A 20,075-nucleotide genomic window follows, 5' to 3' on the forward strand; every position below is an offset into this window, starting at 1 on the left:
CCCGCGCAGCCTACGTGGGAAACCGGAGGCCCTTTCGATTCAAGCCCTAAGCCTGCGGGCGTTAGCTCCCGCTTCCCACCCATCGAGGTTCTATGGTCAAGATCATTCGCGCCAAATCGGGTTCCATCGGCAAGCCGCGGGGCAGCAAGGGCTCCTCCCACCTTGCGCCCGAAGCGGATGGTGCGCAGGCGGCGGTTGCCAAGCAGGACTACGGCGCAGCCAAGGTTGTCCAGCTCGATGCCGACGACAAGGCACGGCTTGGCATCAAGTACGCGCCGTTCAAGGTCGAGATCGTCGACGTCGACATGGTGCTCGTCTTCGCCGATGGCTCGCGGATCATCATCCCCGGCATGGCGCTTGCCGCCTTTTCCGGCCGCAAGCCGGTCATCCTGTTCGATGACAAGGAGTTTTCGGCGGATCAGACGGTCGGCATGGTCGGCCAGATCAATCCGCAGAACCCCGATCTCGAGCTCCACCTCAGCAGCGCCGATGCGGACAAGCCGGCCGAGACGCCCAGGGAACCCTCCGGCGCGGTGCAGCCCGAAGATTCGGCGCAGGCCCAGGCCGAAGCCGCCGCCAAACAGGAGAAGCAGCACAAGTCCGATCTCCAGGGCAAGGCGCTGACCGAGAAGATCAGCGATTCCCTGCCGCAGAGCCCTGCCTCGCCCGGCGTCATGTCCGCCCGCTCGGTCGAGCCCGCACCCGGCGATGCGCTTGGCCCCGCCGGCATCGGCAAGCTTGTCCCCAAGCTGACGTTCGAGCTGTTCAACTCCGAAGGCGTCAGCCGAAGCACCGAAAACGGCCAGACGGTGATCAAGGGCGATACCGGCGGCCCCGGCTCATCGACGAGTTCCGCCTTCGCCGCGCAGTCCGCGCCGGAGAGCATCGAGGGCACCTCGGACAGCGATGTGCTGTTTGCCGATGATCCCGCCCGCGCGCCGCAGGGCAATTCCTTGCGCGTGCTGAGCGTGGTCGCCGAAGTGCCTGCAAAGGGGCTCGAGCTGCTGCAGGTGCTCATCCCCTCGCTGCCGGCGGGCTATGGCATCGTCAACGGCACGCTGACCGACAAGGGCTGGCTCGTCTCGATCGACCAGGGCAAGATCGAGAAGCTGACGACGACGACCGACGCCACGGGCAAGGTCGTGCCGGTCCCCGCCAGCCAGTCGCACTTCGCCTTCGATCTGGAGCTCACCTACAAGCTCCCGCCCACCGCCGCGCAGGCCGCAAGCAACGGCTTCAAGGACGAGTTCTTCCTTCCCGTGCTGCTTGGTCTCTCGGCCGATGGCAAGACCTCCACGTTCGCGGTCGCGGTCTCGACCCAGTTCGGCATCAAGGAGGTAACCGATCAGGCCGGGATGACGGTGAAGGATCCCGTCACCGGCGATCCGATCTATGTGCTCTTCTCCAACCCGCCCGGCACGAATATCGCTGCCGGCGCGGGCGATGACCGCATCCACGCCGGGGCCGGGGCGGACAAGATCGACGGCGGCACCGGCTTCGACGTGGCCGACTATCACCTCTCCGGCGAGGGCGTCGATGCGAACCTCGCCACGGCGCAGGGCAAGGGCGGCGCCGCGGAAGGAGACAGCTACGTCAGTATCGAGGGGCTCGTCGGCTCCGACTTCAACGACCGGCTGACCGGCGATGCGGGCGACAACATGCTGATCGGCGGCAAGGGCGCCGACGTGCTCGATGGCGGCGCGGGCAGCGATACGGTCGATTACAGCACTGCGTTCGATGGCGCGCCCATCGGCACCAGCGGCATCGAAGTGTTCCTCGATGGCACCCCCTCGCGCGGGGGCGAGGCCGAGGGCGACACACTCCTCGGCATCGAACATGTGATCGCGACCGACCGCAATGACACGGTCCATGGCGGCGCGGCGGATGAGTGGATCGAGGCGGGAGCGGGCGACGACCGCCTGACCGGCAGCGCCGGGGCCGACCGCTTCGATGGCGGCGCAGGCAGCGATACGCTCGACTACAGCGGTTCCGCCACTGCAGTCGACGCCCGCCTTGATGGCACCGCGGGCAAGGGCGGCGATGCCGAGGGCGATACCGCCAGCGGCGCCGAGAACCTGATCGGCTCCGCCTTCGATGACGTGCTCACCGGCGATGGCGGCGCCAACCAGATCACCGGCGGCGCAGGCGCGGACCGGATCGACGGCGAGGGCGGGATCGATACGGTCGATTTCAGCGCCAGCGCGGTCGCCGTCGAAATCTATCTCGATGGCCGCCCCAGCCGCGGCGGCGATGCCGAAGGCGATACCTACGCCAATATCGAAGTGCTGCGGGGCAGCGCCTTCAACGATCACCTCGTCGGCGGGAGGGGCGATGAAACCCTTGCTGGCGGCGCAGGCGACGATGTGCTCGAAGGCGGCTTCGGCTCGGACCGGCTCGATGGCGGCGCGGGCTTCGATATCGCAAGCTACGCCGGTTCCGGCAGCGCCGTGCAGGTCGCGCTTGAAGGTACGCTGCGCGATGGCGGCGATGCGGTCGGCGATATCTTCACCAGCATCGAGGGTCTCGAAGGCTCGGCCTTTGGCGACACCCTGGTCGGCTCGACCGCCAGCGATCTGCTGCGCGGCCTTGGCGGAGACGATGTGCTGGCCGGGCTCGGCGGCGCCGATAGCATTGACGGCGGCGACGGGTTCGACACGGCGGACTACAGCGCCTCGCGCTTCGCCGTGACCGTGCGGCTCGACGGCGCGCTGTCGGAAGGCGGCGATGCCGAGGGCGACCGGCTGAGCGGCATCGAGAAACTGGTCGGCAGCGCGCGCGACGATAGCCTGATCGGCGCAGGCGGGGATGAAACACTGCTCGGCGGCGAAGGCAACGACGTCCTCACCGGCGGCGCGGGCGCGGACACGCTGATCGGCGGCGGAGGCATCGATACTGCAGACTATTCGGGCTCAGCCAGCGGCGTCACCGTCACGCTGGATGGCGCACCGGGCGCGGGCGGCGACGCGGCGGGCGATGTGCTGCGCGGGATCGAGATGCTCGGCGGCTCCGCTTTCGCCGACCGGCTCGGCGGCGATGCGGGCAGCAACACGCTGATGGGCAGAGGCGGCGACGACACGCTTACCGGCGATCTCGGCGCGGACACGCTGATCGGCGGCGACGGCTTCGACACCGCCGACTATTCCGCCGCCGGCGGCGCGGTCACCGTCCGGCTCGATGGCAATGCCTCCTCCGGCGACATCGCCGAGGGGGACCGGCTCTCCGGCATCGAGCGCGTGCTGGGCGGCGCCTATGCCGATACCCTGATCGGCGACAGCGGTGACAACACGCTCGAAGGCGGCGCGGGCGATGATACCCTGCGCGGCGGCCTCGGCGCGGATGCGCTCATCGGCGGCAGCGGCGCGGACACCGCCGATTACAGCGATTCCAACGCGGGGGTTCAAATCGATCTCGCCGCCAACACCGGTGCCGGCGGCAGCGCCGCAGGTGATACGTTCAGCGGGATCGAGAACGTCTCGGGCTCGATCTACGCCGACCGCCTCACCGGCGACAACGGAGCCAACCGCCTCTCCGGCGGCGCGGGCGATGATGTGCTCTCCGGCGGCGGCGGGGCGGACCTGCTGCAGGGCGGCGAGGGCTTCGACACGGCGGACTACAGCGCCTCGGGCGAGGCCGTGGCCGTCGCGCTCGATGGCTCGGCGGGCAGCGGCGGCGATGCGGCGGGCGACCAGCTTGACGGCATCGAGGCGCTCACCGGCTCGGCCTTTGCCGACCGCCTGTCCGGCAACGACAGCGCCAACACGCTGAGCGGCGGCGCGGGTGATGATGTGCTCGCCGGGCTCGGCGGGGCGGACCGGCTGCTCGGCGGCGGCGGTTTCGACACCGCCGACTACAGCCAGAGCGCCACTGGCGTGGTCGTCGGCACCGATGGCTCGGTCGGCCTCGGCGGCGATGCCCAGGGCGATACGCTCGCCGGGATCGAGCGCGTGGTCGGGTCCGGTTTCGACGACCGCCTCGCGGGCGGTGCGGGCGCGGATACGCTCGATGGCGGCGCAGGCAATGACCGGCTCGACGGCGGCATGGGCGCGGACACCCTGATCGGCGGCCTCGGCACCGATCTCGCCGACTATGCGCGCTCCGAAGCCGGGGTGAACGCCGGTCTCGATGGCGGCGCCAATACCGGGGGCGATGCCGAAGGCGATCTCTACGCCGGGATCGAAGGCATTTCCGGCTCGGCCTTCGGCGATGTGCTGCGCGGTTCGGCCGATGCCGATGTGCTGCTCGGCCAGGGCGGCAACGATACGCTCCATGGCAGCGCCGGGGCCGACGTGCTCGATGGCGGCGCGGGGGCGGACGTCGCCGATTACAGCGCCGGCAGCGCGGGCGTGCGCGTCGATCTCGCGCTCGGCAGTGCCAGCGGCGGCGATGCCGATGGCGATACCCTGCGCGGGATTGAAGGCGTGGTTGGCACTGCTTTTGCCGATACCCTCGATGGCTCGGCGGGGAACGACACGCTGATCGGTGGCGCGGGTGACGATGTGATCGAAGGGCGCGGCGGGGCCGATGTGCTCGATGGCGGCGCGGGCACCGATATCGTCAGCTACGAGGACAGCCGCGGCGGCATCACGCTGCGGCTCGATGGCTCGGTGGGCGAAGGCGGTGACGCCCAGGGCGATTCGGTCACCGGCTTCGAGCATGTCCTTGGCTCGGCCTACGATGACACGATCACCGGCGTGGGCGCGGCGGAAATCCTCGAAGGCGGCGGCGGGGATGATCGCCTGTCCGGCGCAGGCGGCGATGATACGTTGATCGGCGACGCGGGCGACGACCTCCTCACTGGCGGCGCCGGAGCGGATATCCTGGACGGCGGCACGGGCTTCGATACCGCCGACTACGGCGCTTCGGCCGCCGCTGTCACCATCGATCTCGGCGCGGGCACCGGCGCGGGCGGTGATGCCGAGGGCGACCGGCTGTCCGGCATCGAAAGCGTGCTCGGCTCGGCCTTTGCCGACGCTCTCACCGGCGGCGCGAATGCCGAACGGCTGAGCGGCGGCGACGGCAACGATGTTCTGAACGGCGCTGGCGGGAATGATACCCTGCTTGGCGGCGCGGGGGACGATGTGATCGATGGCGGTATCGGCGCCGATACGATCGATGGCGGCGCAGGCTATGACCGTGCGGACTACAGCCTCTCCGGCTCGGGCGTTTCGGTCTACCTCGATGGCACCACCGGTTTCGGCGGCACGGCAACCGGCGATACGCTCAGCGGGATCGAGGAGATCACCGGCAGCGGGTTCGACGACCGGCTGACCGGCGCGGGCGCGGACGAAGCCTTGCGCGGCGGCGGCGGCAACGATGTGCTCACCGGGCGCGGCGGGGCGGACGTGCTCGATGGCGGCGCGGGGATCGATACCGCCGATTACAGCACCTCGACCACCGGCGTGACAGTCGATCTGGCGGCAGGCACCGGCACCGGCGGCGATGCCGAAGGCGATACGCTGATCGCTGTCGAACGCCTCGTCGGCTCCTCGGGCGCGGACCGGCTCTATGGCGCTGCGGGCGACGAGACCATCGAAGGCGGCGGCGGAGACGATAGTCTCGCCGGTCGCGATGGCGCGGACATCCTGCTTGGCGGCGCAGGCAACGACAGCCTTGACGGCGGCGCTGGCGCGGATGTGCTCGAAGGCGGCAGCGGGTTCGATACGGTCGACTATTCGGCTTCCGGCGAAGGCATCGTCGCGGGGCTGGGCGGCAGCATCGGCATCGGCGGCGATGCGCAAGGCGATACCCTGAGCGGGATCGAGCGCCTCGTCGGTTCGGCCTTCGGCGATCGCCTGCTCGGCAGCCTCAACGACGATACGCTCGAAGGCGGCGCGGGCGACGACATCCTCGTCGGCGGCGAGGGCAATGATACTCTGCGCGGCGGCACCGGAGACGATGTGCTCGATGGCGGTGCCGGCGCAGACCGTATCGATGGCGGCGACGGGATCGATACCGTCAACTACGGCAGTTCGGCCCAGGCGGTCACCGTGCGGCTCGATGGCACGGTCAGCAGCGGCGGCGATGCCGATGGCGACCAGCTCATCGGCATCGAGAACCTCACCGGCTCTGCCTATGACGACACGCTGATCGGCGATGCGGCTGCCGAGACCATTTCGGGCGGCGCGGGCGATGACACCATCGTCGGCGGCGCAGGCGACGACCGCCTGCTCGGTGGCAGCGGCGATGATAGTCTCACCGGCGGGCTCGGCGCGGATATCCTTGTCGGCGGATCGGGCATCAACACGGCGAGCTACGCCGCTGCGGCAGCGGGCGTGGCCATCGATCTTTCGGGCGCAGCGGGCACCGGGGGCGAGGCAAGCGGCGATGTGCTGAGCGATATCCAGCGCCTCCTCGGCTCCGCTTTTGCCGATACGCTCGGCGGCGGCGCGGGCAGCGAGACCATCCTCGGCGGCGCGGGCGACGATACACTGCGCGGCAGCGCGGGGGCCGACCTCCTCGATGGCGGCAGCGGCACCGATGTGGCGGACTACAGCGCCAGCGACGGCGCGGTGACCGTCGCGCTCGACGGCTCGATCGGCGTGGGCGGCGATGCCGCGGGCGATCAGCTTGTCAGCATCGAAGGCGTGATCGGCTCCTCGCTCGACGACCGCCTCACCGGCAGCAGCGCGGCCAACGTGCTCGATGGCGGGGCCGGCAACGATGTGCTCTCCGGCGGCGGGGGCGACGACACCCTGCGCGGCGGCGCGGGCAACGATCTGCTCGAAGGCGGCGCCGGATCGGATCTCATCGACGGCGGCGACGGGGCCGATACCGTCGATTACTCGAATTCGAGTTCGGGCGTTTCGGTCTCGGTCGATGGCTCGGTCTCCACCGGCGGCGCGGCGGAGGGGGACCGCCTGCTCCATGTCGAGAACCTGATCGGCTCGGCCTTTGCCGATACCCTGCGCGGCACCGCGGCGGACGACAGCCTCGTCGGCGGCGCGGGCGACGATGTGCTCACCGGGCGCGGCGGGGCAGACCAGCTTTCCGGCGGCACCGGCTTCGATACGGCGGACTACGGCGATGCGGCGGCGGGCGTCACCGTCTCGCTCGCCAGCGGTCTCGGCTCCGGCGGCGATGCGGCGGGAGACCGGCTCGACAGCATCGAACGCCTTGTCGGCTCGGCCTTTGCCGACCGCCTTACCGGCTCCTCGCAGGCCGATACATTGGAGGGCGGTGCGGGCAATGACATCCTGATCGGCCTCGGCGGGGACGACACCATCCTGGGCGGCATGGGTGACGACGTGATCGATGGCGGCGCCGGGGCCGATGCGATCGACGGCGGGCTCGGGCGCGATACGGTCGATTATTCGGGCTCGCTCGTCGGCGTCAACGTCACGCTCGCCGGCGGCGCCAGTGCCAGCGGCCTTGCCGAAGGCGATGTGCTCAGCAGCATCGAGGAAGTGATCGGCTCGGACGAAGCCGACGTCATCACCGGCGGCGCGGCGGACGAAACGCTGCGCGGCGGCGCGGGTGACGATATCGTGCGCGGCGGGGCGGGTGCCGACGTGCTCGATGGCGGTGCGGGCCTCGATACGGCGGACTATTCGCGCGCCGCGGCGGGCGTGGCACTCAGCCTTGCCACCGGCGGCAGCGGCGGCGAGGCGGCGGGCGACAGTTTCGTCTCCATCGAAGTCGTCGAAGGCAGCGAATTTGCTGACAGCATCGCCGGATCGGCCACCGATGACGTGCTGCGCGGGCGCGGCGGGGACGATCTCCTCGATGGCGGGGCCGGGGCCGACCTGCTCGATGGCGGCGCCGGCAACGATACCCTGCGCGGCGGCGCAGGTGCGGACATGCTGCTTGGCGGCGCCGGTTCCGACACGGTCGATTATTCCACTTCCTCCGCGGGGATCGCGATCAATCTCGATGGCTCGCTTTCGGCGGGCGGCGATGCGCAGGGCGATACGCTGTCCTCGATCGAGAACGCGATCGGTTCGGCCTTTGATGACACGATCACCGGCACCTCGCAGAACGAAGTGCTCGATGGCGGCGCCGGCAGTGACCTGCTTTCCGGCCAGGGCGGCAGCGATACGCTGCGCGGCGGCGCGGGCGATGACCTTCTCTCCGGCGGCATCGGCGCGGATCTGCTCGATGGCGGCACCGGCTTCGATACCGCAAGCTATGCCGATTCCGTCGCCGGGGTCACCGTCCGGCTCGATGGCGGCCCGGCCAGCGGCGGCGATGCCGAAGGCGATGTGCTCACCGGCATCGAAGGCGTGATCGGTTCGGCGCAGAACGATGCGATCATCGGCGGCGCTGCGGACGACCGGCTCGACGGCGGGGCGGGTGACGATATCCTGACCGGCGGCGCGGGCAACGATACCCTGCTCGGCGGCGGCGGTGATGATGTGCTTACCGGCGGGCTCGGGGCCGATGTGATCGATGGCGGTAGCGGCTTCAACACCGCGAGCTATCAAGGCGCGGCAACCGGCGTCGCGGTCGATCTCTCGGGCGCGGCGGGCACCGGCGGTGAGGCCACCGGCGATACGCTCACCGGAATTTCCCGCCTGCTCGGCTCGGCCTTTGCCGACCAGCTCGGCGGCGGCAGCGGGGCGGAAGCGATCCTCGCCGGCGCGGGTGACGATGTGCTCACCGGCAGCGCCGGCAACGACCTGCTCGATGGCGGCAGCGGGTTTGATACCGTGAGCTATGCCGGATCGGGCGCGGCGGTCACCGCCTATCTCGATGGTCGCGCGGGCAGCGGCGGCGATGGCGCGGGCGATGTCCTGACCGGCATCGAAAGTCTCGTCGGCTCCGCCTTCGATGATGAGCTCAACGGCAGCGACAGTGCCGACTTGCTCGACGGCGGTGCAGGCAATGACACGCTGCTCGGCGGCGGTGGGGCCGACACGCTGCTTGGCGGCGCGGGCAACGATGTGATCGTAGGCGGCGATGGTGCGGACGCGATCGACGGCGGCCTCGGCAGCGATACCGCCAGCTATGCCGATGCGACCAGCAGCGTGACCGTGGCGCTCGATGGCACGGCCGGCAGCGGCGCTGCGGCGGGCGATATGCTGGCAAGCATCGAAATCCTCATCGGCTCCGCTTTTGACGACCGGCTCGGCGGCGGCGTGGGCAGCGAAACCATCCGCGCGGGCGAAGGCGACGATACCCTTCTCGGCAGCCTCGGCGCCGATACGCTCGTGGGCGGCGACGGCACCGACAGCGCCGACTACACCGGCTCCACCGGCGCCATCACCGCCGGGCTCGACGGGCGCACCGGCAGCGGCGGATTTGCCGAGGGCGATGTCCTCACCGGCATCGAGCGCCTCGTCGGCTCGGGCTTCGGCGACACGCTCGCGGGCGGCATCGGCAGCGAGACGCTCGATGGCGGTAGGGGGGATGACACACTCACCGGCTCGATCGGCGCCGATGTGCTGATCGGCGGCACCGGCTTCGATACGGCGGACTATGCGGCCTCCGCCAGCGGGGTCACCGTGGCCACCGACGGCACCGTCGGCAGCAGCGGCGATGCGGCTGGCGATACGCTCGCCGGGATCGAGCGGGTGGTCGGCTCGGCCTTCGCCGATACGCTCGGCGGCAGCGCGGGGGCGGATACGCTCGAAGGCGGCGCGGGGAATGACGTGCTCTCGGGCGGTTCGGGCAATGATACCCTGCTCGGCGGCAGCGGCGATGATACGCTCACCGGCGGCAGCGGCGCGGATGGGATCGACGGCGGCAGCGGCTTCGACCGTCTGAGCTATGCGGCGTCCGGCGCTGCGATCCGGCTCGATCTCGCCAGCGGCCTCGGCGCGGGCGGCGATGCGGCAGGCGACCGGGTCAGCGGGATCGAGCAGGTCGAGGGGTCCGACTACGACGATACCATCACCGGCAGCGGCGCGGACGAGGTGCTGTCCGGCGGCGCGGGGAACGATACGCTGTCCGGCGGCGCCGGGAGCGACGCCTTGTCCGGCGGTCTTGGCAACGATGTGCTGAGCGGCGGTGCGGGCGCGGATGGGCTCGATGGCGGCAGCGGTTTCGATAGTGCCGATTACAGCGCCAGCGGGGGCGCGGTGCAGATCACGCTCGATGGCTCGACCGCGACCGGCGGCGATGCCGAGGGTGACAGCCTGACCGGGATCGAGCGCGTCGTCGGTTCAGCCTTTGGCGATATGATTATCGGCGGCTCTGCGGCGGAAACGCTGGAAGGCGGCGCCGGGAACGATACGCTTTCGGGCAGCGGCGGGGGTGATACCCTGCTGGGCGGCGCGGGCGATGATCTGCTGCGCGGCGGCGCGGGGGCAGATGTGCTGTCCGGCGGCGATGGGTTCGATACGGCGGACTATGGCGCCTCCGATGCGGCGGTGCAGATCGTGCTCGATGGCTCCCCCGCGCAAGGCGGCGATGCCGCGGGCGATGTGCTCACCGGGATCGAGCGCGTCAACGGCTCGGCCTTCGACGATACGCTGACCGGCAGCACCGGCGCGGATACGCTGTCCGGCGGGGCGGGGGACGATGTGCTCACCGGCCTAGGCGGCGACGACACGCTGCTCGGCGCCTCGGGCGACGACACGCTGGAGGGCGGCGCCGGGGCCGACCGCATCGATGGCGGCACCGGCTTCGATACCGTGACCTACGCGGCCTCGTCCTTTGCCGTCACCGCTTCGCTCGGCGGCGCGGTCGGCAGCGGCGGCGATGCGGCGGGCGATACGATCAGCAACGTCGAAGTCCTGCGCGGTTCGGCCTTTGGCGATACGCTCACCGGCCGCAGCAGCGCGGATACGCTCTACGGCGATGCGGGCGACGATACCCTCGTCGGCACCGCCGGTTCCGATACGCTCGATGGCGGCGACGGGTTCGATACCGCAGACTATTCCGCCTCTGCCGCGGGCGTCACCGTCAATCTCGATGGCACGGTCTCCGCAGGCGGCGATGCTGCGGGCGACAGCCTCGTTGCGATCGAGCGCGTGGTCGGTTCGGCCCAGGCCGATACCCTGCGCGGTGCGGACGGCAACGATACGCTCGAAGGCGGCGGCGGCAACGATACCCTGCTCGGCGGCGTCGGCGCGGACAGCCTGCTCGGCCAGGCGGGCGATGACACGCTGGTCGGCGGTCTTGGCGCGGATGTGCTCGATGGCGGGCAGGGCAGCGATACGGTGGACTATTCGGCCTCGGCCAGCGCTGTAAACGCGGGCCTTGACGGCGGCGCCAACACCGGCGGCGATGCGGAAGGCGATACGATCGCCAATGCCGAAGTGCTCATCGCCAGCGCCTTTGCCGGTACCCTGCGCGGCGGGACCGGCGCCGACACGTTGCTCGGCGGCGCGGGCGACGACGTGCTGAAGGGCAGCGCCGGAGCTGACGTTCTCGATGGCGGCACCGGCTTCGACGTGGCCGACTACGCGGCGAGCGGCGCCGGGGTCACCGTCAGCCTTGCCACAGGGACCGGCACCGGCGGCGATGCGCAGGGCGATACCCTGATCGGCATCGAGCAGGTCACCGGCTCCGCACAGGCCGACCGGCTCACCGGCTCGGGCAATGCCGATGTTCTGCTCGGCGGCGGCGGCGATGACGTGCTCACCGGCGGGCTTGGCGCGGACACGCTCGGCGGCGGTGACGGGAATGACACGCTGACGGGCGGTGCAGGCAGCGATCTGCTCGATGGCGGGGCGGGCATCGATACCGCCGATTACGCCGCCTCGATCCAGGCCGTGCGCGTCGCGCTGGATGGCAGCATCGGCACGGGCGGCGATGCCGAAGGCGATGTGCTCAGCGGCATCGAGGTCGTGATCGGTTCGGCGCAGGGCGACACGCTGATCGGCGCCAATGCCAACGAGACGCTGCAGGGCGGCGCGGGCGACGACACGCTCGTCGGCGGTGCCGGGGCTGACACGCTCGACGGTGGCACCGGCTTCGATACGGCGGACTATTCTGCTGCCGTCGCTGCCGTCGCGGTCGCGCTCGATGGCAGCGCGGGCACGGCGGGCGACGCCACCGGCGATGTGCTTACCACGATCGAACGTCTGATCGGCTCGGCCCAGGACGATGCGCTGGGCGGCTCGGCGGGTGATGATACCATCCTCGGCGGGGCCGGGGCGGACACCATCAGCGGCGGCGCGGGCAGCGATACGCTCGCGGGCGGCGCGGGCGATGATACCCTGATCGGCGGCGCCGGGGCCGATGCGCTCGACGGCGGCACGGGCTTCGATACCGCCAGCTATGCCACTTCGGCCAGCGCGGTCACCGTCACGCTCGGCGGCGCGGCGGGCAGCCGCGGCGATGCGGCGGGCGATACTTTGACGAGCATCGAACAGCTGATCGGCTCGGCCTTCGACGACCGCCTCACCGGCTCCGCGGCAAACGAAACCTTCCGCGCCGGTGCCGGGAGCGACGTGGTCACCGGCGGCGAGGGCGATGACCAGCTCTACGGCGAGGCGGGTGACGATACGCTGATCGGCGGCGCGGGTGCGGATTTGCTCGACGGCGGCCTCGGCACCGATACCGTGTCCTACGCCACTTCATTGAGCGCGGTCACGATCAACCTCGATGGCAGCGCCTCGGTCGGCGGCGATGCCGACGGCGATGTCATCACCAATGTCGAGCGCGTGATCGGCTCGGGCTTCAACGACGTGTTCAATGGCTCTGCAGGCAGCGACCAGATCGATGGCGGCGCGGGTGACGATCTGTTTGGCGCCAGCGCCGGGGCCGATGGGCTGACCGGCGGCGCCGGGTTCGATACCGTGGACTACAGCGCGGGGACGGCGGCGGTCTCGGTGCGCATGGACGGCACGGCCTCCACCGGCGGCCTTGCCGAAGGCGATGTGCTTTCGGGCATCGAACAGGTCATCGCCACGGCCCTGGCGGATACGGTGATCGGCTCGGCCGGCGCCGACACCATCCTCGGCGCCGATGGCAACGATACGCTGTCCGGCGGCGCGGGGGCGGACAACCTGTTCGGCGGCACTGGCGATGATACCCTGATCGGCGGCACCGGCGCAGATGCGCTCGATGGCGGGGTGGGCTTTGATACGGCGGACTATTCCGGAGCAGGCTCGGCCGTCGCGGTGCGCATGGATGGCGTCTCCGGCACGCTCGGCGATGGTCTCGGCGATGTCCTCACCGGCATCGAACGGCTTGTCGGCTCGGCCTTTGCCGATAGCCTGCTCGGCTCTGCGGGGGCGGATGGGATCGAAGGCGGCGCGGGCGATGATGCCATCCAGGGCGCGGCGGGGGACGACACGCTCTCCGGCGGCAGCGGCAATGATGTGATCGAAGGCGGCCTCGGTGCGGACCGCATCGACGGCGGCACCGGTATCGATATCGCGGACTACACCAATTCGGCCTCCGGGGTGACCGTCACCACCGATGGCAGCACTGGCAGCGGCGGCGATGCGGCGGGGGACGTGCTCACCGGCATCGAGACGATCCGCGGCTCGGCCCATGCCGACACGCTCGGCGGCAGCGCGGGTGCAGATAGCCTGCTGGGCCAGTCGGGCGACGATGTGCTCGCAGGCCTCGGCGGGGCAGACGTGCTCTCCGGCGGCGAGGGCTTCGACACCGCCGACTACTCGGCGTCGGCGAGCGCCATCACCGTCGATCTCGGCGCGGGCGCCGGCAGCGCGGGCGACGCTGCGGGCGATGCGCTGTCCGGCATCGAGCGCGTCGTCGGCTCCGCCCTTGCCGACACGCTGAGCGGCTCGGCGAATGCCGACGTTCTCGAAGGCGGCGCAGGCAATGATCGGCTCGATGGCGCGGCGGGCGCGGATACGCTGCTCGGCGGCGCGGGGGATGATACCCTCATCGGCGGCACTGGCAGCGATACGCTCGATGGCGGCACCGGCTTCGACACTGCCGACTATACCGCCAGCACGCAGGGCGTGACGGTCTACAACAACGGCGTCGATCCCGGCTCGGGCGGCGCGGCCACCGGCGATGTGCTGATCGGCATCGAGCGCGTGCTGGGCTCCGCCTTTGCCGATACCCTGGTGGGTGGCAGCGCTGCCGAAACCCTTGTGGGCGGCGATGGCAACGATGTGATCGAGGGCGGCGCGGGTGCCGATAGCATCGATGGCGGCGCGGGCTTCGACACGGCCTCCTATGAACACGCGAGTGCGGCAGTTACCGTCAGCCTTGCAGCAGGCGGCGGCAACGGCAGCGGCAGCGCGGGCGAGGCCGCAGGCGACGTCCTCACCGGGATCGAGCGGCTGCTCGGCTCCGACTATGGCGATACCCTGATCGGCGGCGCGGCGGCCAACACGCTGGAAGGCGGCGCGGGGGATGACCTGCTGGTCGCCGGTGCCGGCATCGATACGCTGATCGGTGGCAGCGGCAACGACACTGTGGATTATTCAGCCGCAGGCGCTGCGATCACCATCGCGCTCGATGGCAGCGCGGGCAGCGGCAGCATCGCGGCGGGTGACCGGCTCACCGGCATCGAAGGCGTGATCGGATCGGCGCATGCCGATACGATCACCGGCGCGTTCTCGAACGATACACTCAGCGGCGGCGGCGGCGACGATATCCTCTCCGGCGGCACCGGCTCGGATACACTGCTGGGCGGCGCCGGCAATGATCTCCTCTCGGGCGATGGCGGCGCCGACGTGCTTGATGGCGGCACCGGCCTCGATACCGTGACCTACGCGGGCTCGGTCGGCGGGGTCACGGTCGATCTCGCCGCGGGCACCGCCACCGGCGGCGATGCTGCGGGCGACACCTTCCTCTCGGTCGAACGTTTCACCGGCTCGCGCGGGAGTGACACCTTCATCGGCGCGGGCGGCGACGACTGGTTCGACGGCTTCGACGGAAACGACACGCTGTCCGGTGGCGATGGCAACGATACGCTGCTCGGCGGGATCGGCGATGATACCCTCGCGGGCGGTGCCGAGGCCGATACCATCGATGGCGGCGCGGGCTACGACAGCGCCGATTATTCGGCCTCGAACGCGGGAGTCACCATCCGCACCGGTGGCAGTTCCAGCGGCGGCGATGCGCAGGGCGATACGCTTGCCAATATCGAGCGCGTGGTCGGCTCTGCCTATGCCGACCGCTTCGAAGGCCGCAACGCGGACGAGGAATTCGTCGGTGGCGCGGGCGATGATGCGTTCATCGCCTCGGGCGGCGCAGATATCTATCGCGGCGATGCGGGCAATGACGTGGCCGATTACTCCGCCTCCACCAGCAGCGGCATGGTCATCTACATGGACGGCGGCTTCGGCGCGACCGGCGATGCGGCGGGCGACCGGCTGTTCGATATCGAGACCGTGATCGGATCGGCGCAGAATGACACTATCTATGCCGCCGCGACCGGTTCGACGATCCAGGCGGGCGGCGGTAACGATACGCTTATTGGCGCTGACGGTGCGGACGTTCTCGATGGTGGTAGCGGAGACGATATCGTCATCAGCGGCCTCGGCGCCGATCAGGTCACCGGCGGGTCCGGCACCGATCTGGTCGACTACCGCAATTCGAACGCGGCCGTCATCGTCAGCAACAACGGTTCGGCCGGTGTCGGCGGCTGGGCGGCGGGCGATGTCCTCTCCGGGATCGAGGTGATCTACGGCTCGGCCAACTATGGCGATACGCTGCGCGGCGGGCTGACGGCGGCCACCACGCTCCATGGCTGGGGCGGCAACGATACGTTCGTCTCGTTCGGCCAGGCCGATGCCATCGATGGCGGCACCGGCAGCGATACCGTCGATTATGCGGCGAGCCTCAGCGGCGTGACCGTCCGGCTCGACGGCACCCTGTCCAGCGGTGGCGACGCCGAGGGTGATAAGGTCATCGGCGTCGAGCGGGTGATCGGCTCGGCGTTCGCCGATACGCTGATCGGCGCGGGCTTCAGCGAAACGCTGACCGGCGGTGACGGCGATGATACGCTGATCGGCGGCGCCGGGGCGGATACGCTCGATGGCGGCGCGGGCTTCGATACGGCGGACTATTCCTCCGCCGGCGGCGTGATCGTGCGCATGGATGGCACACCCGGAAGCGCGGGCGAGGCCAATGGCGATGTGCTCATCGGCATCGAACGTGTGCTCGGCTCTGCGCTTTCCGACGTGATCTACGGCTCGTCGGGCGCGGATACCATCCTCGGCGGCGGGGGAGACGATGTGCTCGCCCCCGGGCTCGGCGCGGATACGCTTGATGGCGGCGCGGGCACCGACACGGTGGACTATTCGAGCTCCGCCAGCGCGCTCACCGTAAACCTCGCCGATGCCGGGCTGTCCACCGGCCTCGCGCAGGGCGATACCTACGCCAATGTCGAGGTCTGGTCGCTGTCGGCCTTCAATGACACGTTCGTCGGTTCGGCCGGAGCCGAAACCGTCTACGGCAACAATGGCAACGACACGCTCGATGCCGGCGCGGGGAACGATACGCTGTTTGGCGGCAATGGCGACGACACGCTGATCGGCGGCGCCGGCGCCGACACCATCGATGGCGGCGCGGGCGCGGATACAGTCGACTATTCGGCCTCGTCGGCCGGCATCACCATCAATCTCGGCACCGGCACCAACAACACCGGCGGCGATGCCGAAGGGGATTTTTTTGTCCCCGCCACGATCGAGAACGCCATCGGCTCGGCCTTCGACGACACGATCACCGGCAGCGCGGGCGCGAACAGGCTGCGCGGCGGCGAGGGGAACGATGTGATCCTCGGCGGGGCCGGGGCCGATGCCATGGATGGCGGCGCGGGCATCGATACGGTGAGCTATCTGGCGGCCACCGCCGGGGTTGCCATCAATCTCCTCACCGGCACGGCCAGCGGCGGCGATGCGGCGGGCGATACGCTGGCCGGTTTCGAGAACATCCAGGGCGGCAACGGCGCCGATACGCTGACAGGTGACGGATCTGCCAACACGATCTGGGGCAGCTTCGGCAACGATACCATCATCGGCGGCGGCGGCACCGACACGCTCTTCGGCGACGACGGTGATGACACCATCGACGGCGGCGCGGGTGCCGATATCCTGACCGGCGGGGCCGGGTTCAATACGCTGAGCTACGGTACGGCCACGTCCGCCGTCTCCGTCAGCCTCGCCACGGGTACCGGCACGCTGGGCGATGCACAGGGCGATACCTTCACGAACTTCGTCAATCTCACCGGCTCGGGCTTCAACGATTTCCTCGTCGGCAATATCGGCGGCAACACGATCCGCGGCGGCAATGGCGATGATCAGATCGATGGCGGCGCCGGCAGCGACACGCTGTTTGGCGATGCGGGCAACGATACCTTCCTCGGCGGCGGCGGCTTCGACTACATGGACGGCGGTGCCGGCTCCGATACGGTCGATTATTCGGGCGCGACCGGCGCGGTCACGATCGATCTCAACGCAGGCAACGGCACGCTCGGCGATGCGCTGGGCGACAGCTTCGTAAGCATCGAGAACCTCACCGGCACGGCCTATGGCGACACGCTGCAGGGCAACAGCGGCAACAACGTGCTGGCGGGCGGCGATGGCAACGATTTCCTCATCGGTCTTGGCGGCGCCGATACGCTGCTGGGCGGAAACGGCGATGATCGCCTTTCGGGCGGGGCGGGGGCCGATGCGCTCGATGGCGGGGCGGGGGTGAACGTGCTGTTCTTCGGCACCGACCCCGCGCAGCCGCAAAGCGTGGCGCTCACCACCGGGGTTACCGTCAATCTCGATGGCGTGACCCCGGGCGTGGGCGGCGATGCGGCGGGCGATACCTACAAGAACTTCCAGATCATCTACCTCACCAATCAGGCCGACAGCGTGATCGGCACGACTGCTGCCGAATGGTTCCGCGGCCTCGGCGGCGCGGACACGATCAACGGCGGCGGCGGCATCGATACCGTCAGCTATCTTGGGTCCAGCGCGGTGACCGTGGGGCTCGATGGGACCGTCGGCAGCGGCAACGAGGCGCAAGGCGATGTCATTTCCAATGTCGAGATCCTGCAGGGCACCCAGTTCGACGACACGCTGTGGGGCGATGGCGGCAACAACACGCTCTACGGCATGGAGGGCAACGATACCTTGCGCGGCGATGCGGGCAGCGATGTGCTCGATGGCGGCAGCGGCTCGGACACCGTCAGCTATGCAAACTCGGCCTCGGGCGTCACCGCCAGTCTGCTCGGCGGCAGCGGCAGCGTCGGCGATGCGGCGGGCGACAGCTATGTGTCGATCGAGAACCTGACCGGCTCGGGTGGCGCCGACACGCTGATCGGCGATGCCAGTGCGAATATCCTCAGCGGCGGCAGCGGCGATGATTTCCTGCGCGGCGGTGCCGGGGCCGATACGCTCAATGGCGGCAACGGCTTCGATACCGCCGATTACTCGGATTCAAACGCCGCCGTCTCGGTCTATCTCGATGGCACCTCGGCCAGCGGCGGCTACGCGCAGGGCGATGTGCTGACCTCGGTCGAAGGCCTGATCGGTTCGGCCTTCAACGACACGCTGGTCGGTTCGAACGCGAACGAGACGATCAGCGGCGGTGATGGTGATGACACGATCACCGGTTCGGCGGGCGACGACATCCTCACTGGCGGCAACGGCAACGATGCGCTGAACGGCGGCACCGGCGCCGATACCATTGATGGCGGCGCCGGGACGGACACCTTCACCTATGCCAGTTCCGCCGGTGGGGTGACGGCCTATCTCGATGGCAGCGCCGGATCGGGCAGCGAGGCGGCTGGTGACCGGATCACCGGCGTCGAGATCCTGATCGGCTCGGCCTTCGATGATACGCTCTGGGGCACCTCTGGCGCCGATACCTTGCAGGGCGGCAATGGCAGCGATGTGCTGGTCGGCGGTGCGGGCGCGGACGTGCTCGATGGCGGTGCGGGGACAGACAGCGTCTCCTTCGCCAATTCCGCCACCGCGATCTCCGCCAGCTTCGCCACGGGCAGCCTCGTCGTCACCGCCGCCGATGCGGTGGGCGATTCCTATACCTCGATCGAGGGCGTGGTCGGCTCCGCGCTGGGCGATACATTGCGCGGCGGCGCCGGCATCGAACTGCTCGACGGCGGCCTTGGCGACGATGTGCTCTATGGCAGCGCCGGGGCCGACACCATCGCGGGCGGCGGCGGGTTCGATACGATCGACTACTCTGCCTCGGCTGCCGCCATCACCGCCCGGCTCGATGGCACCGCCTCGAGCGGCGGCGATGCGGCGGGAGACCTGCTCTCCGGCATCGAGCAGGTAATCGGCACTGCGCTCGCCGATACATTCCTCGGTACCGCCGCCGACGAGACCTTCCGCGGCGGCGGCGGCGATGACGCGATGACCGGCGGCGCCGGGAACGACACGCTCTATGGCGAGGCGGGCAATGATGTGCTGAACGGAGGCCTCGGCAGCGATGTGCTCGATGGCGGCGCGGGCACCGACACGGCGACTTATGCCAACTCCGCGCTCGGCGTGGCCGCCAATCTGGCCGACAGCGCGTTCAACACCAATGAAGCGGCGGGCGATACCTATACCAGCATCGAAAACCTGATCGGCTCGGGCTTGAACGACCGGCTCACCGGCGATGGCGGGGCCAATGTGCTTGACGGCGGCGCGGGCAATGATCGCCTAGCGGGCGGGGCGGGCGCCGATAGTCTGATCGGCGGCATTGGCAGCGATATCGCGGATTACGCGCAGGCGGGCAGCGCCGTCGCGCTCTCGCTGGGCAGCGGCGGGGCGGGCACCGGCACCGGCAGCGCGGGCGAAGCTGCGGGCGATACGCTCTCCGGCATCGAAAGCGTGATCGGCTCCAGCTTTGCCGACAGCTTCGCGCTCACGCTCGGCGCGGGCTTTTCGGTCGATGGTGGCTCGGGTAGCGATACGGTGGCGCTTGCCGCCAATGCCGGCTCGGTCACCTCGGCACAGCTTGCCAGCGTGCTCAGCCGGGTCGAGACCATCGACTTCAACGCGAGCGGCACCAATGCCAGCCTCACGGTCGATGCCAGCTTCATCCAGAGTGTGGCGGGAGCCGGCAATGCCTCGCGCCTCACGCTGGATTTCAACGCGGGCGATACCCTCCAGATCGCCAATGGTGCGATCTACACCCAGAACGGGAGCGACTACACCTTCTACAGCGACAGCAGCCTCACCACGACCGTAGCGCAGCTCTCGGTGATCTGAGGCGGAGGGCGGGACCATCCATTTTCCGCAAGGGTGACTTGCGCGGAGCGC

General features: G+C 69.7%; 1 protein-coding gene. It reads left to right on the forward strand.

All coding sequences use genetic code 11. The annotated features are described in order from the left end of the window. Positions 1-92 precede the first annotated feature (92 nt). Complete coding sequence (locus tag K5Q19_RS17530) at positions 93-20,024, forward strand: hypothetical protein (protein ID WP_292947975.1); 19,932 nt, start codon at positions 93-95, stop codon at positions 20,022-20,024. Positions 20,025-20,075 lie beyond the last annotated feature (51 nt).

Origin of the sequence: Novosphingobium sp. (assembly GCF_019748365.1) — a bacterium.
Taxonomy (GTDB): Bacteria; Pseudomonadota; Alphaproteobacteria; order Sphingomonadales; family Sphingomonadaceae; genus Novosphingobium.